This is a genomic window from Peribacillus sp. FSL P2-0133 (assembly GCF_037975445.1).
In the GTDB taxonomy this organism is placed as follows: domain Bacteria; phylum Bacillota; class Bacilli; order Bacillales; family DSM-1321; genus Peribacillus; species Peribacillus simplex_E.
Genome location: NZ_CP150254.1, coordinates 3972748 through 3987893 on the forward strand (window position 1 = coordinate 3972748; position 15146 = coordinate 3987893).

General features: G+C 41.8%; 18 protein-coding genes. 3 read left to right on the top strand and 15 right to left on the bottom strand.

The features are described 5' to 3' along the window. Positions 1-166 precede the first annotated feature (166 nt). The 3 genes from MKY17_RS19095 to gpr all read right to left on the bottom strand — a co-directional run bounded on the left by MKY17_RS19095 (position 167) and on the right by gpr (position 2916). Positions 167-490: a YqxA family protein gene (locus MKY17_RS19095; protein ID WP_098369759.1), complete on the bottom strand. Its 324-nt coding sequence runs from the start codon at positions 488-490 to the stop codon at positions 167-169. Positions 491-511: 21 nt separating this feature from the next. Next, positions 512-1711 (bottom strand): stage II sporulation protein P, encoded by a 1200-nt coding sequence (locus MKY17_RS19100; RefSeq protein ID WP_144526672.1) that lies wholly within the window; start codon positions 1709-1711, stop codon positions 512-514. An 86-nt stretch (positions 1712-1797) separates the two neighbouring features. Then, positions 1798-2916: a GPR endopeptidase gene (gene gpr / locus MKY17_RS19105; RefSeq protein ID WP_098369757.1), complete on the bottom strand. Its 1119-nt coding sequence runs from the start codon at positions 2914-2916 to the stop codon at positions 1798-1800. A gap of 275 nt (positions 2917-3191) precedes the next feature. Between gpr and rpsT the strand changes: the two genes are divergently transcribed. After that, on the top strand, positions 3192-3458 hold the full coding sequence (gene rpsT / locus MKY17_RS19110) for a 30S ribosomal protein S20 (protein ID WP_034308554.1): 267 nt from the start codon (positions 3192-3194) through the stop codon (positions 3456-3458). Positions 3459-3546: 88 nt separating this feature from the next. Here the strand turns inward: rpsT and holA are convergent, their stop codons facing one another. Then, positions 3547-4560 (bottom strand): DNA polymerase III subunit delta, encoded by a 1014-nt coding sequence (gene holA / locus MKY17_RS19115; protein WP_098369756.1) that lies wholly within the window; start codon positions 4558-4560, stop codon positions 3547-3549. 343 nt (positions 4561-4903) lie between these two features. On the opposite strand from holA, the gene MKY17_RS19120 reads away from it, so the two are divergent. Beyond that, positions 4904-5038 (top strand): YqzM family protein, encoded by a 135-nt coding sequence (locus MKY17_RS19120; protein WP_034308559.1) that lies wholly within the window; start codon positions 4904-4906, stop codon positions 5036-5038. A 76-nt stretch (positions 5039-5114) separates the two neighbouring features. Here MKY17_RS19120 and MKY17_RS19125 read toward each other — a convergent pair whose 3' ends face one another. The 3 genes from MKY17_RS19125 to MKY17_RS19135 all read right to left on the bottom strand — a co-directional run bounded on the left by MKY17_RS19125 (position 5115) and on the right by MKY17_RS19135 (position 8720). Continuing rightward, entirely contained in the window at positions 5115-7421 is a 2307-nt protein-coding gene (locus MKY17_RS19125; protein WP_339200325.1) for a DNA internalization-related competence protein ComEC/Rec2, read from the bottom strand. A gap of 18 nt (positions 7422-7439) precedes the next feature. Continuing rightward, on the bottom strand, positions 7440-8000 hold the full coding sequence (locus tag MKY17_RS19130; protein WP_098369754.1) for a ComE operon protein 2: 561 nt from the start codon (positions 7998-8000) through the stop codon (positions 7440-7442). An 84-nt stretch (positions 8001-8084) separates the two neighbouring features. Then, complete coding sequence (locus MKY17_RS19135; protein ID WP_141994189.1) at positions 8085-8720, bottom strand: helix-hairpin-helix domain-containing protein; 636 nt, start codon at positions 8718-8720, stop codon at positions 8085-8087. A gap of 110 nt (positions 8721-8830) precedes the next feature. Here MKY17_RS19135 and comER point away from each other — a divergent pair, with 110 nt between their 5' ends. Then, entirely contained in the window at positions 8831-9661 is an 831-nt protein-coding gene (gene comER / locus MKY17_RS19140) for a late competence protein ComER (RefSeq protein ID WP_260397975.1), read from the top strand. Positions 9662-9767: 106 nt separating this feature from the next. Here comER and MKY17_RS19145 read toward each other — a convergent pair whose 3' ends face one another. Genes MKY17_RS19145 through MKY17_RS19180 form a run of 8 tightly spaced genes read right to left on the bottom strand, consistent with a single transcriptional unit; the run spans position 9768 to position 14781 of the window. After that, on the bottom strand, positions 9768-10511 hold the full coding sequence (locus MKY17_RS19145; RefSeq protein WP_144549885.1) for a class I SAM-dependent methyltransferase: 744 nt from the start codon (positions 10509-10511) through the stop codon (positions 9768-9770). Beyond that, positions 10508-10864 carry a ribosome silencing factor gene (gene rsfS / locus MKY17_RS19150; protein ID WP_101222622.1) on the bottom strand — a complete coding sequence of 119 codons (357 nt, stop codon included), beginning with the start codon at positions 10862-10864 and terminating at the stop codon, positions 10508-10510. Before rsfS ends, MKY17_RS19145 begins: the two co-directional genes overlap by 4 nt. After that, a complete protein-coding gene (gene yqeK, locus MKY17_RS19155) occupies positions 10864-11436 on the bottom strand; it encodes a bis(5'-nucleosyl)-tetraphosphatase (symmetrical) YqeK (RefSeq protein ID WP_098369750.1) in 573 nt (190 codons plus the stop codon). Before yqeK ends, rsfS begins: the two co-directional genes overlap by 1 nt. Beyond that, positions 11426-11995, bottom strand: a complete 570-nt coding sequence (locus MKY17_RS19160; protein WP_098369749.1) for a nicotinate-nucleotide adenylyltransferase — start codon at positions 11993-11995, stop codon at positions 11426-11428. The genes yqeK and MKY17_RS19160 overlap by 11 nt, the downstream gene beginning before the upstream one ends. An 11-nt stretch (positions 11996-12006) precedes the next feature. Then, the gene (gene yhbY, locus MKY17_RS19165; RefSeq protein ID WP_144549887.1) at positions 12007-12297 is read right to left on the bottom strand and encodes a ribosome assembly RNA-binding protein YhbY; all 291 of its coding nucleotides are present in this window, start codon (positions 12295-12297) and stop codon (positions 12007-12009) included. Next, positions 12291-13133, bottom strand: coding sequence for a shikimate dehydrogenase (aroE, locus tag MKY17_RS19170; protein WP_339200330.1), 843 nt, complete (start codon positions 13131-13133; stop codon positions 12291-12293). Before aroE ends, yhbY begins: the two co-directional genes overlap by 7 nt. A gap of 20 nt (positions 13134-13153) precedes the next feature. Next, the gene (gene yqeH, locus MKY17_RS19175; protein ID WP_098369747.1) at positions 13154-14278 is read right to left on the bottom strand and encodes a ribosome biogenesis GTPase YqeH; all 1125 of its coding nucleotides are present in this window, start codon (positions 14276-14278) and stop codon (positions 13154-13156) included. Further along, complete coding sequence (locus tag MKY17_RS19180; RefSeq protein WP_076365171.1) at positions 14260-14781, bottom strand: YqeG family HAD IIIA-type phosphatase; 522 nt, start codon at positions 14779-14781, stop codon at positions 14260-14262. Before MKY17_RS19180 ends, yqeH begins: the two co-directional genes overlap by 19 nt. Positions 14782-15146 lie beyond the last annotated feature (365 nt).

The window sequence follows — 15146 nt, forward strand, 5'->3', positions numbered from 1 at the left end:
CCCACTAGTCGACACAATACACTATTTTTTATTATATCAATAGAAAATGCAAGATTCAACAGAATAGTTACAAAAGAAGCATCATTGCAGGGCAAAGGATTAAAAAAGGCTGCATTCCGGATTCGGATGCAGCCTTTTGGCAGGGCACACTCAACTTATTACATACCTAAATCATATCAATTAGTGCTTGAAAGGCCCCTGATATGGACTCTCCGAGCGTTTTGCCGATCGATGAAAAAAAGTTGAAGGCTTTCATTTCTTCAAGTTTTTCTTTTTTCGTCTCCAAATCATGACTTGTTACTTTTTCGCCAAGGATATCCGCTTCCATCTCCCCTTGGTCCGATTGGTTAATCATGAATGCACTATTCAAAGAGGGATCTTCATACCCCTTCATTTTTTTCATCCCGTCGTTCGCTTGCTGCATCCCAATCAGAACACCTAAAAATAATACGAGCACGATCCCTGTACATTTCAACCAAAATCGAACCATGATAAGAGAACTCCTTTCAAATTACCTCGCTTCCGAATCCCCGGTCGGGTTATCCACTGCTTTGGCATCCCAGTAAAATTCACTGAAAACATCGGTAAAGGCATCAACGGTCAAGTACATTTCCTCAAAAGTATTATCAACACCGCCAACTTCAATAAGCATGGCATTGCCTGATAAATCTTGATTATATATACCATTATGGCTAGATCCGCCTTGTTTCATAACCCCTCGTGAAATTCCGGGATATTTTTTTTCCAGAGCTTTATGAAGTTTATTGGCAAGCGCCGCATTTTTTTCAAAGTTCGGGTTATTCCCACCGATTACGAAGGCGATTTTGGCATACTCTTTACCTTTAATCGTAATTGTCGTATCTTTTTTCCGCTTTGAATCGCGGTGAATATCGATCAGATATTCTAAATCTTTATTATTGGCCAATGCCGTCTGAACAGAACTTCTGGATTCTTGATAGGATTTGGAAAAATTCAAGCCTTTATTATTCAGATTTCCCATGATATCCGTTTTATCGAGCGAGGAGCCAATCCCTTTATCAGCCAAATCTTCAACCATCCGTTCCCCGAGTTTCGTAATATTAATTTTAGAATGGTAGGCCAGGTCCGGATTTGTCACACCTTTTAAATATGGAAGATATGACTCCCGATTATGGCTATGGTAAATCTCGACCACTTTCCGTCCATTGGTCGTTTGTTTCGGCTGATTGGCCGCTCCTTTTTCCGGTTCTTCAATCTCATCCAGGTTTTGCAGGGATGCATCCCTTTCTTCATTCAGGACGTCTACCGGCGGCGAGGATTCATATGGCATATTCGTATAATTCGTTCCTTCCCCAGCAACGAGGATCTCATTATCAAAAATTGAAAAACCAGGTAGTTCCCTGCCAAGTAGACTTCGCGGGTCCTCGAGTGAAATATTTGTCGAGACTTTTATCAATTGATTCGTAATCACCGATTCCTGCTTTCCTTCCGGCAGGGCATTAAAAAGATAATGGTTTTCATTGGCCAGCATCGAGAACAGCATTTTTCCCGAGAATTGGTTGGCTACAGTATGTACGGAATTAGAAGATATCCGATACTCCGGTCTTAGGGAGGTCATGACCCCACTGACTGAAAAAACAAAAAGAAGCAAGGCGAGAATACCTAGAAAAGTTTTTATTATTGTTGATCCGTGAACGGCTGTAATGATTCCTGGGGAATTTCTTCTTTTCATCCTTCCACCCTCTCTATAGCTTGTCTATTAATACCTATGACTTTGCTAGAAAGGGTAGAACACCATTTTTGGGCACTGAAAGTGATTTAACGGGTGTAGTAGCCGGTATTATCCTGATTTATTGAATGATGCAAGGCTGCATTTAAACCATTGGCTATTAAATTGGCCATATCCTCAATGAAAACATCGACTTCTTTCGGTGTAACCATTAAATTTTGACCAAGCGGTGACAACACTTCATAAATCAATTTCCGTTTCTCTTCATCAGGGAGGACACCTATCATTCCTAAGAAGGTTTGGCGCTCCTTTTCACCTGGCATATCCTCTTCGGTCAACTTCGTGCGTTTCCCAAAACTGAATCCAGCGGGTGCCAGCGATCGTGATGGTCTGTCCCCTTCATTCAGTTCCTTGCCAAAGTGCTTCAAAATATAATCTATCGTATCGCTGGCAATTGATACGGCGTCCACGACGGTAGGTATTCCAATTGCTATAACAGGAACTCCCAGTGTATCCTGGCTCAATTCTTTTCGTTTATTTCCAACACCAGACCCTGGATGGATGCCTGTATCCGTAATTTGAATCGTGGAATTCACCCGTTCGATCGAACGGGCAGCCAATGCGTCAACGACGATCAGGAAATCAGGATTACTTTTTTCGATGACTCCTTTAATGATGTCACTCGTCTCGATTCCCGTAATCCCCATCACCCCGGGGGAAATCGCACTGACCGGCCGATAGCCTTCCTTGACGGACTCCGGCTGCAATTCGAACAAATGTCTTGTGACTACAAGGTTCTCAACGACTGCTGGTCCAAGAGCATCGGGAGTAACATTCCAATTACCAAGACCTACAACCAAACAACTGCTTTCTTTGGTGATTTTATTCCGTTTCAAGAAGTAAGCCAGTTCGTTGGCGAACACCTTTTCCACCCGTTGCTGCGTTTCCGTATCCTGCTGGCGGATGCCCTGCACTTCGATGGTCAAATAACTGCCCTGTTTCTTACCGATTTCTTTTTCACCCTCAGCCGTGACCTCGACCAAGGATACCTTCAGATCATCCACTTCTTTTTCCTTAATAATGACCCCTTCGATACGGGATACATCCACTTCCTCTACAACACCTTTATGTTCAAGGGCAATTTCCTTTGCCTCTATCGCCAAATCTGTACGAATTCCGTATTCACTAAGGTCCAATTTATTTTCCATAACGGCCTCCTGATGTTTTGAATTGTATCTAATCTAGTATTTTCAATAGTCTCTCTTAAACATTCTGTCATTTTTGCTTTTTTATTATTCATTTTTTTGGTACAATGAGTGATGACGAGATGAATTTATTCCCGAAATTATAATTCCTTTTCGATTCTCAATCTGAAGTATTGCATATTTATGAGCAGTCTGATAGAATATCACTTGTGCTATTTGATATGGATTTGAAAAGTCGAGTTCATATAATCTCGATTTCTTTGTAGGAGGTGAACGGAATGCCAAACATTAAATCTGCTATTAAACGTGTGAAAATTAACGACAAAAAACGCGTTCATAACATTACTGTTAGATCAACTATGCGTACTACAGTGAAAAACGCTGAAGTTGCATTAGCTGGTGAAAACGTTGAAGCTGCTAAAGAAGCTCTTTTAACAGCTGCTGTGAAATTAGACAAAGCTGCATCTAAAGGATTAATCCATAAAAATGCGGCAGCCCGTAAAAAATCTCGTTTAGCGAAAAGACTTAACGCTCTTAACGCATAATGACAAAAAATAAACGATCCAATCGGATCGTTTTTTTTGTGCCGTTTTTTGCATAAAAAAGGTGACAGGATATCTGCCACCTTTTTTATCATCTAATTTTCAAAAGCAGCAGCTCAAGCGTGATTGCCTTATCCGCTTGGCCGGTCTTCATTTTATAATCCGCTTCCGCTAAGTCGTTCATGATGCTCAACAGCTCGCGTTCCTGGAATTTCCCCGTCTTTTCAAGTGCCAGCTTTACCCGGTAAGGATGCACCTTCAGTTGACCCGCAATTTTTTGCTGGCTATAGCCCTGACGGGAAAGCTCCTTCACTTGATACATGAGCCTGACCTGACCTGCAATGACACTCAAGATCTTGATGGGCTCTTCATTCTGCCTGAGAAGATCGTGCAGTATCGACATGGCACTCTCCATCTTTCGCTGTAACACATGATCAACAAGCGTGAAGATATTCTGTTCCAGTGATTTAGCGACCAGCTTTTCCACTATCTCGACCGTAATGTGTTTATCAGCTTCTGCATAAAGCACCATTTTATCCAGTTCATTCGTCAGCATCATCAGATTCGTTCCTGCAAGTTCAAGTAAAAGCTCTGTTGCCTGCTCATCTATTTGGACTGAAGAAGCTTCGACCCTCTCCTTCACCCACCCCTTTAACTCATGATCACCAAGCTTCTTCGCTTCAACGAGAACCGCCTTACGCTTCAGTTCCTTGGTGATTTTTTTCCGTTCATCCAGTTTCTCATAAGGTGCGGTCAATACGACAATAGAATAAGGGACCGGGTCAGCCAAATACGCTTCCAGTCTTTTCACATTATGTTCAACTCTTGACTTCGTTTTTTCAGCTGTCAAAAAAAATGGGTTTTGCATGAAAACAAGGCGCCTTTCCCCGATAAACGGGAGTGTTTCGACATCTTCAAGCGCAGTTTCAACAGGCGTCTCTTCTAAATCAAATTGAGCAAAGTTAAAATCCATCTCATCTTCGTGAAGGACATTTTCGATCAATAGCTGCTTCGTTTCATTAATTAGATAGGCTTCTGTCCCATATAACAAGTATACTGGCGAGAATTGCCCTTTTTTTATACTTTTCCAAACGTCTAATACCAATAGAATCCGCCTCTTTACTATGTATTCTTCTCTAATGGTATAGGTGGATGGACCATTTGACAAGCTATAAAGGGAACTAGCCCTTAAAAAGGGCTAGTTCCGGATCTATATGAACACTTTCAAGAAAGGCCCGGGTAATCTCCCTTGAAAGCGGGTAGAGTATTCATGTAGAACAAAAAATGAGCTTTTCACTTTCACTTGCTTTGTTTGTACTTATATTTTGACCTCAAAATCCCAAACTATTTGTGTCAACTCTTGTCAGTAAAGGAAATGAAGGAATGAAGCCTGTAGATTTTTTTTTGGTAATGTTTTATACTATTAGCAGAAATAGGAGGGGTAAATAATGAACGAATTCGAAAAGAATGTTCAGTCAAAAACAGATGACGTCGCTGATTCCGCTATAGGATTCATCGGTTCTTTTGTATTTTTCGCTGCCATGTTCACCATAGCTGTCGTCATTAAAGCTGTCGGATCCTGATTTCTTTAACTACATGCACTTATTTTTCCTGATGGAGGCTGCCGCTGCAGTCTCTTTCTTTTTGATTTTCTACATACTATGGGAGTGTCTTCCGAAAGGTTCCGCTGCTTTTGTAATACTTGTAAATAATAGAACCATCCTCGTCCGTCCTGAACACCTTTATGCCATTTTTCTCAAGATTCCCAATTACGTCTCCATGAGGGTGACCGTAGCCATTATCTTTTCCAACTGAAATAAGCGCCGCTTTCGGCTGTATCTGTTCAAGGAAGGCCATGGAAGAAGAAGTTTTACTGCCATGGTGTCCAACCTTCAAGATATCCGCCTGCAACTGCGGAAATGTGCTCAATAGTTCCTTTTCCCCTCCTTCTCCCATATCACCAGTTAATAACCATGACAATCCCCCAAGCTCCGTGAATAGAACTACGGATGAATCATTCTTATTTTCTTCTTTCTCATATGGACTTAGCACAGCAAACGGCGCTCCGCCCGCCACCCAATTGTCCCCCCTTCTAAGGACAGTCATTTTCATTTTTTTATCTCTTGCCATGGACACAAAATCCATATCCCTATATTGCTCTTCACTCCAGCCTCCAATGATGATCTCCCCAACTTTAAAATTTTCAATCAATTCTTTTGCACTTCCCATATGATCTGCATCCGGATGGGTTAAAATGAGTTTGTCCAATTGGTGGATCCCCTTACTTTTCAATAATGGAATAATGATATCATCCGCGGTGTTGAACTTCTTTCGCTTTTTTGCCCACGTGTCGATTGGAAATGTAATTCGCCCACCCGTATCGATCAAATAATTGCCGCGATTGAACGGCAGGATGATTAAAATGGAGTCACCTTGTCCAACGTCGATGATCTGCACTTCACCAAAAGGAGAGAATCTTTGTAAATTATATTGAAAAAGCAAAAGGACAATCATTATTCCGCACCAGATTTTACTTTTTTCAAAAGATACATCCCAAGTCAGGTATAACCCTAAAAGGGAAATAACAAGTAATGCCATCATGATGAAAGGTGGTTTTCCAAACTGAATGGAAGCCAGCGGCAAATTCGATGCTGCATCAGCGGCTTTATTGCAGAGTACGAATATGAAATTCAATAATGATATGAGGGGTTGCCCCAAGGGAGGCAGTAATAAATGAATAAGGAGGGAAATCAGTGAAAGTGGCAGCAATATGATGGAATAAAGCGGAACATACAATACGTTTAGAAACACGCCAAGAAAGGATACTTCAAAAAAGTGAAAAAGCAAAATCGGAAGGGCTGCCAATTGGCAGATGGAACTGATGATGAATAGCTGCGTTGTTTTCTTAGGATATTGTAAGAAAATGCTTGAAGACATGATAATGGAGAAAGTGACTGCGAATGAAAGCTGAAAACCTATATCATAGATCATATTAGGCCGAAAAAACAATAATGCCATATAGGTCGATCCGATCGCGGCACCCGCCGAGATTCGCTTCTTGAATAGCAGGAGCAGAAAGAAAAGCATAGCCATTAAACAGGATCTCACCACAGATGGACTGGCACCTGAAAGTAACATGTAAACCGGAAGGAAGATTAAGATGGCCACCATCATTCTTTCCCGTGTAATCCCAACCCTGATGCCGAAGTAAAATAACATCCCCGTTAAAAAACTGACATGGAGACCGGAAATCGCCAGTAAATGAACCAGACCTAACCGCTGATAATTAGTAAGGTCGCCTTCATCTATATATGACTGGTCGCCGAATATGAGGGCTGTGACAAAACCGCTCGATTCTTCCGGAAAGTGTTCCCTAATATACGTAATTCCCTTCAGGCGCCAATTACGAATCAAAACTGGAATCGAGTTTCCAGCCTTTTTGCATTCTTCAAATGAAATGGAATCTGCTTTGAATATCCAATGGATGCCATGGCGGAAAAGATAACGCTGGTAATCGAAACTGTTTTCATTCCTGTTTTTGTCGGGAATTTGCAATGTCCCTTCTGCCGGACATGATAAACCGATTCGCAGAAACCGACTCAGCTTTTGCTGTTCCAATTCGGTTGTGATTTTATAACGAAGCACTAGCCGTTCACCTTTCTCACCGCGCACGAATCCTTTTAATGAATTTCCATCTATATTCGGTTGGTCGGTAAAAGTGATGATAAATCGGCTATCCGTTCCATGATAGGCAGTTTTGTTTCGGTGATCGGAGAAGGAGGCGGCCCCTATAAATATCCCCATGATCACCAAATGAAAACTAAGGGCCTTCACGCTTAACCCCACCGAAAAATAGAGGAAACAGAGAAAAATAAGGATAATGATTAGCAGCCTTACATTTAAAAAAGAATGGGCCGTAACACCAAATGTAGCCGAAACAGCTAGTAAAATAAGATGTCTAGCCATGCCTGCCCCCCGTCTTATTTAATTTTCAAATATTTGATTGGCCTGCTTTTCCAACTCCAATAAATCTTCTTTTCCCAAGTCTGATCGTTCAAGTTGAGCCAGCAATGAGAATACAAAGTCCTTTTTTTGTTTTCCATTAACATCGATGGCCCCTTTTGCTTCAACCTTCTCGGTCTTGACACCAGCCTGTTTGAATAATTCCAGGGCATATGGATGATTTTTGTAATCCTCTGCATAATAAACAGCCTTTATGCCAGCTTGGATGAGTGATTTACAGCACTGAAGACACGGAAAATGCGTCACATATATTTCTGCCCGATCAGTAGGTACCCCAAATTTCGCACATTGTAAAAGTGCATTCATTTCTGCATGTATCGTTCTGACACAATGATTATCAATTACATAACAGCCGTCATCAATACAATGCGTCCCTCCGGCAATGGACCCATTATATCCCCCCGCAATGATTCGGTTGTCCCTGACGATGGTCGCCCCTACAGTGAGGCGTGTACATGTGCTTCTTAAAGCTAATAAATGGCTTTGCGCCATGAAATATTGATCCCAACTAATTCTGTTCATGTTCTATCCCTATCCCCTTACCACTAGAATGATTTTCTTCAATTTTACCTTCTTCCTGGCCATTTGTGTAGCATATTCAATCATTCATTTCACCGAAATGGAATCCCGTAACCTTTCAAACGTTTTATCACCGATTCCCGTTACCTTCTTCAAGTCATCGACCTCCTTGAATTTCCCTACCGTTTCTCTGTATTCCAGGATCGCATTCGCTTTGGATGGTCCAATTCCCGTCAAGGTTTCCAAATCTTCCTGTGTAGCTTTATTCAAGTTCACCAGTCCTCCTGATGTCCCCCCTGAAACGACATCACCAGTTGACCCGACCTGTATATTCTCCAACTTCCCCTCGTCTTCTTCACCTATTTCCGGAACATAAATGACCATTTGGTCTTCGACAATTTGGGCAAAATTCACTTTATCCTTATCAGCCTTGTCCGTAAAACTGCCCGCTGCCGAAATCAAATCGATCACCCGGTCACCTGCCTGTGCAGTGAATATGCCTGGGGACTTGACCGCCCCTTTAACGTCCACTTTAATGATCTCAGGTTCGGCAGGCGTTTCATCATCACTTTGTTTATGTTCAGATTCTTTTGCAGTAATGGAAAATATATCTTCCGTATCAGCCGGATCCTCCACTTGTTGCAAAAAAAAGTAAATGCCCGCTGCCACAAATGCCACGGCAACGGTTATAATCGTCAATTTTCTTTTAAAAATCCCTTCCATTTCTTTACCTCCTTGTTGGATTTCGCACGATACATTGTCATAGGACAGATTAAAAATACATAGTGTTTTTAGGAGAATCAATCGCTTTAAGTGAGAGGAGTTGATCGGAATTGAAGAAAATCGGTGTTATCGGAACCGGAAATATGGGTACCATTTTAATCGAGGCATGGCTGGAGGCAAAAATATTGAATCCGGCGGATCTAATCATTACAAATCGCACGCTTTCCAAAGCATTGGTGCTGAAAGAAAAACACCCTGGTATCAAGGTTGCGGAAAGCGCAGCCGAAATCGTCCAACAAGCGGACTTTATCTTTCTCTGTGTAAAACCATTGCAAATTAACAGCCTATTACAGGGCATCAAACATCATATAAAAAGGGATCAGCTGGTTATTTCCATCACAAGCCCGCTTTCGGTCTCCCAGCTTGAATCTGCCGTGAATGCCCCTTGTGCCCGTTTTATCCCGAGCATAACGAACCGTGTGGGTTCTGGGGTATCGTTACTTAGTTTCAGCAAGAGCTGCAGTAAGGAGAAAGTGTCAGCTTTATTTGATTTGGCCTCCGCCATATCGGCACCGGTCATCATTGAAAATGATATCACCCGGGTATCTTCCGATATCGTCAGCTGCGGTCCTGCCTTTTTCAGCTATTTAGCACAAGCTTTTATTGACGCGGCTTGCCAAACGACGAAGATAGATAAAGAAACGGCTACGACTTTGACTGAGAATATGCTGGTTGGCTTAGGGGAACTGCTTGGTAAAGGGGTTTATACATTGCCGACCTTACAGGAAAAGGTTTGTGTAAAGGGTGGAATAACAGGTGAGGGGATCAAGGTTTTAGAAGCTGAAACCGGGGAAATGTTCCATCATCTTTTTCAAGCGACACATGAAAAGTTTGCAGAGGATCTTCACGAAGTTGAAAAGCAGTTCGGCCATCCTTATTAATATTCGTAATCAATATCGTTAACTCCTTCTAAAAGTATAAAAAAAGAAGAGGTCAGATCTCCGCTCGTACAGAATGATGTACGAACGGGGGCTCATGACCTCTTTATCATTTACTGGCTACAAATAAGATTCTTTCGGTTTCCGCTGCAAGCGGTGCGTCTTCAAGATCCGCCAGAATTTCAGAAACCGTAAAACCTGCTTGCTCCAACCACTTTTTATATTGTTCAACCGGATAGGTCCGTTGGTAATGCAACTCATCAAATCGGTCATACAGGCCGCTTTCATCGTCCCTTACGAAAAAACTTAAATCATGTTCCACACTGTAAGGTTCAACACCTGGGAAGCAGTCCCATATATAGGATACTTCTTCTCCATTGACAGCAAACGTATTATCACGAAAGATTTCTTCCATTTTATAAATGGAATGGACATCAAACAAAAATAATCCGCCTTCCTTCAAATGCTCATGAACCCGGCTGAACGTCTTGACTATATCTTCCTCATCGCGAAGGTAGTTCAGCGAATCACAAAAAATCGTGACACAATCAAATTGGCCAAGTCCTTCGAGTTCTGCCATATTCTGCTGGAAAAGCGGAATCGATAATCCAAGCTTAACCGCTTTTTCATTAGCAACAAGAAGCATTTCATCAGATAAATCCACACCGGTGACTTCGAATCCGTGTTGCGCCAATTCAACAGTCATTTCCCCGGTTCCACACGCTAAATCCAGGACTTTCCTACCGCCAATTCCGTACTGTTCCAGCTTCGCCGTAAGGATCATCAGCCATTTTTCATAAGGTGCGTCCTTCATCAGTTCATCGTATACATAGGCAAAGCGTTCGTACGTCATGTAGTCAGTTCACTCTCTAGATCTTCAAAAGGTGCATCTCCCCATAAACGTTCGAGGTTATAGTAATTTCTTTCATCTTTATGGAAAATGTGGGCCACTACATCGCCAAGATCAACAAGCACCCATTTCGCCTCGTCAAAACCTTCAAGACGTTTTACATTGATTCCTGATTCATCAGCTTTGCTCTTCATTTCACGAGCTATTGCTTGTACTTGTTTTTCAGAATTACCGTGGCAGATCAAAAAGTAATCCGCTACAAGAGAAATACCTTGCATGTTCAATGCCACGATATCCTCCGCTCTTTTATCGTCCGCCGCTTTTGCTGCAATTACAAGAAGTTCACGTTCAGTCATTACATCTTCTCCTTCAAATTCATGATCAAATCATTATATGTCTTAAATGTGTCAGGGTAAATTGCCTGATTTCTTTTCATTAAAAAAACAACTGTATTCCTTAAAGCCTGAATGACAGCATGATCCAAATTTTGCTTTGCCGTCTGCCTGACTTCGTCGACACCGGGAAAAGAACGTCCAGGCTCAATATAGTCAGCAAGGTATACGACTTTATCCAATAGGCTCATGCCAACCCTGCCAGACGTGTGATAGGCAATCGCATCCAAGATTTCAGCGTCCTGAATGCCAGCTTCCTTTTTCACCAGATAAGCCCCGACAGGAGCGTGCCACAGCTCCATATTGTATTCAAGTAACGCCGGGTCCATTTTTTCAGCGATTATTATTTGCTCCATTTCCTCTTTTGGACGAAATTTTGCATAATCATGGAAAATGGCAGCCAGTTCGGCTTTTTTGACGTCGGCACCATACCGTTCAGCAAGTTCAATTGCTGACTCGACCACACCCAAGGTATGAATGTACCTGCGCTCGGTTATTTGTTCTTTGACCAGCGCCAATGCTTTCTCACGATTCATATAAACCATTCCCTTTAATATACTTCACCACTGGATCTGCTATTAAATATTTCACGGTTTTCCCCGTCCTTAACTTCCTTCGTATCATGGAAGACGAAATGAACATCTGGGGGACTTTCACCATCGTGATTGGGTATACGGTCTTTTCGTTATATCCAGGGCGCTTCACCCCGACAAAATTGACCATATGCACCAGCTCGTCGATACGGTGCCAATTTGGTAAGTACTCAATCATATCTGCGCCAATTATGAAATAGAACTCATTGGTTGGCTCAAGTTCTTTCAGCAATTTTATTGTGTCATACGTATAAGATGTGCCTTTTCTTTCTATTTCAATACCCTCAATATAAAAAGATGGGTTTCCGGCTATCGCGTTTTCCAACATGGCCAGCCTGTCCATATCGGTTACTTCCTCCGATTTTTCCTTATGTGGAGGAACGTGATTTGGCATGAACCTGATTTCATCTAGCTCAAGGGCATCCAGCACTTCATTCGCTATAATTAAATGCCCGATATGCGGAGGATTGAATGTACCGCCAAGAATTCCAATTTTTTTCATAGATAGGTTCCTTAAGGTAATTTAAGTTGTTTGTTTTCTTTTGATTCTTTATACAGCACAATTGTGTTGCCGATAATCTGAACCAATTCCGCCCGTGCACCTTTTGATAAAGAAAGTCCCACTTCATTGCGGTCCTCTTCACAGTTTTGCAGGATGCTGACCTTGATTAATTCACGTACTTCAAGCGCCTCACCAATTTGCTTGATGAGATTATCATTGACGCCGCCTTTACCAACTTGAAAAATTGGATTGAGGTGATGGGCCTTTGATCGTAAAAATCTTTTCTGTTTTCCTGTTAACATGTGTTACCTCCTAGTTTGTTCAAGACAATATCTGTCATTCTTGCTGTATCCGGCATAATGCCTGTCCATATCTCAAATGCGAGTGCGGCCTGGTTGATGAACATCCCCAAACCATTTTGCGTTTCCGCCCCTTTTTCCCCCGCTTCACGAAGCAGTTTGGTTTGCAAAGGGTTATAGATGATATCACTGACAATTGTACCGGTTTTAAGCTGGTCGACCTTTAACGGTGAATGATCCAATTCCGGGCTCATTCCAGAAGAAGTCGTTTGGATGATTAAATCATATTGTGATAAGCTTTCTTCCGCTTCGATAATCGAGAGTGCCTTCGATACTTTATCATATGGGCAATCAGAAACAAGCTGGGCCGCTCTTTCCTTTGTCCGGTTTGCAATATCAACTTGCTTTACCCCTTCTTTTACGAGGGTAAAATAAATCGCACGCGCAGCACCGCCCGCTCCGATCACTAACGTTTTTTTAGCCTTGATGTCACCTGATATTTCATCGCATAAAGATTTAAAAAATCCTTTTCCGTCTGTATTATACCCTATAAACCGACCATTTTTGTTAACAACCGTATTTACAGCACCGATTGCAAGGGCCAGTTCATCCACTTCATCAAGGAAAGGGATGATTGAAGTCTTATGAGGAATCGTGATGTTAAACCCTTCTATACCAAGGGCTTTCATGCCCTTCACGGCATCGTTCAAACCTTCTTTCGTCACATGAAAATGATGATAAACCGCTTCTATATTTTCTTTTTCAAATGCATCATTATGAATGTCCGGTGACATCGAATGTGCAATTGGATCTCCCATTACCCCATATATCTTTTTCATAGACTAGACGACCCCTATATTTAGATTAATGATTTGCGAACGATCACATTGACGCCCTTTGGAACATGTGCAACGATTTTCGCTCCTGGCTCATTGACCGTCACCCAGCCAAGACCAGAAAACACAATATCCATTTTACCATCTTTCAAGGAGAATTCATGAGGAATCAGCTTCGGAAACTCCTCGATTTGTTCAGGCCGTGGTGGCGTCAGTAATTCCCCGGCATGGTTTTTATACAATTCATCGGCTTTTTCCAGTTTCGTACGGTGAATATTCAATTCATTCGAAAGGTAGCAAGTCAATGAACGCCTTCCGCCTGAGACATAGTCCAACCGGGCCAGCCCTCCGAAAAATAGCGTCTGCGCTTCATTCAGTTGGTACACTCTCGGCTTGATTTCCTTTTTCGGCATAATCACCTTGAAGTCCCGTTTGTCCACATAGTGAGCCATTTGATGATGATTAATGATTCCAGGTGTATCGATCAACGCCTGTTCATCATCCAAAGGAATTTCGATCATATCCAAGGTAGTCCCTGGGAAGTGGGAAGTCGTGATGATATCACTTTCTCCGCTCAATTCTTTTATAAGACGGTTGATGAAAGTCGATTTCCCTACATTCGTACATCCTACCACATAGACATCTTTACCTTTGCGATACCGCTCAATCGCATCAGCCGCTTCAAGTATGTGCTTTCCCTTTTCCGCACTGACAAGCAGGACATCAACCGGGTTAAGACCCAATTCCTTGGACGATTGCTTCATCCAATTGATCAACTTGTTCGGTTTTACGGATTTAGGCAATAAATCAACCTTATTTCCGATCAGAAGAACATCATTTCTTCCTACAAATCGATGCAGGCCAGGCAGCCAGCTTCCATTGAAATCAAAAATATCGACGATTTTGACGATTAAAGAGTCGGTTTCGCCTACTTTATTCAAGATTTTCAAGAAGTCATCGTCTGTTAAGGAAACATCCTGAACTTCGTTATAATGTTTCAATTTAAAGCAGCGCTGACAAACGATGGTCTCCTTTTCCAGAGCTGATTTAGGGGCAAAGCCCAATTCCTTCGGATCTTCAGTCTGGACCTTCACACCGCAGCCGATGCACACTAATTCTTGATGATTGTTCAATTGTGATCCTCCCATTCTATCATTCCTTTTCGTTTAAAAAACGCCATGATCTTTCTTTCAAAATAACGATTGATCCTTGTTCTGAATTCGTCGGTTTGTGCTACAGGGAGCACTAAGATCGTATGAAACCCGCCTCTGTTCCCTCCCAATACATCCGTCAATAACTGATCGCCGATTACCACCGTTTCTTCCAATTTCAATCCCATTGCCTTACGGGCTTTATGGAAAGCTCTTGCCATCGGTTTTCTGGCCTGGAAGATAAACGGAATGTGAAGCGGATCGGAAAAAGCCCGAACCCGATTTTCATTATTATTGGACACAATCGTCACTAAAATCCCATGATCCCGCATATTGTCGAACCATTTGATTAAATCGGGGGTGGCAGTTGGTCTGTCCCATTCAACGAGAGTATTATCCAAATCGGTAATGACTCCCTTAATGCCTCTTTTTTTCAATTCTTGAGGATCTATATTAAAAATGCTTTTAACATGTTCACTCGGCAAAAATAATTTAAGCATATTGACACCTCTATATTTTCGTTAAAATTTACCGTCTCCATCATATCGAATTTTCAGCACACTTTCAAAAAAAATTAGGAAAGAAGGGCTGACGGTAAAGAAACATCATAATGTATGTTTTCTGATATGGAAAGGCATTTTTCATTAAATAATGGGAAATTTGCAGGCTGACCAGAACAAAAGAACTAATTATTCATAAAAGATTTCGACAAAAAATTCATTTATTCAATCTGTGGATAACTTTACTAACATTTTCCATACTGATGTGCACCATTTCGCTCACCTTGTAAACAACTTAACCACAAGTTATCCACTTTCAACTGTGGATAACAGAACGATTGTTCTCCACGTTTATTTCTGATACA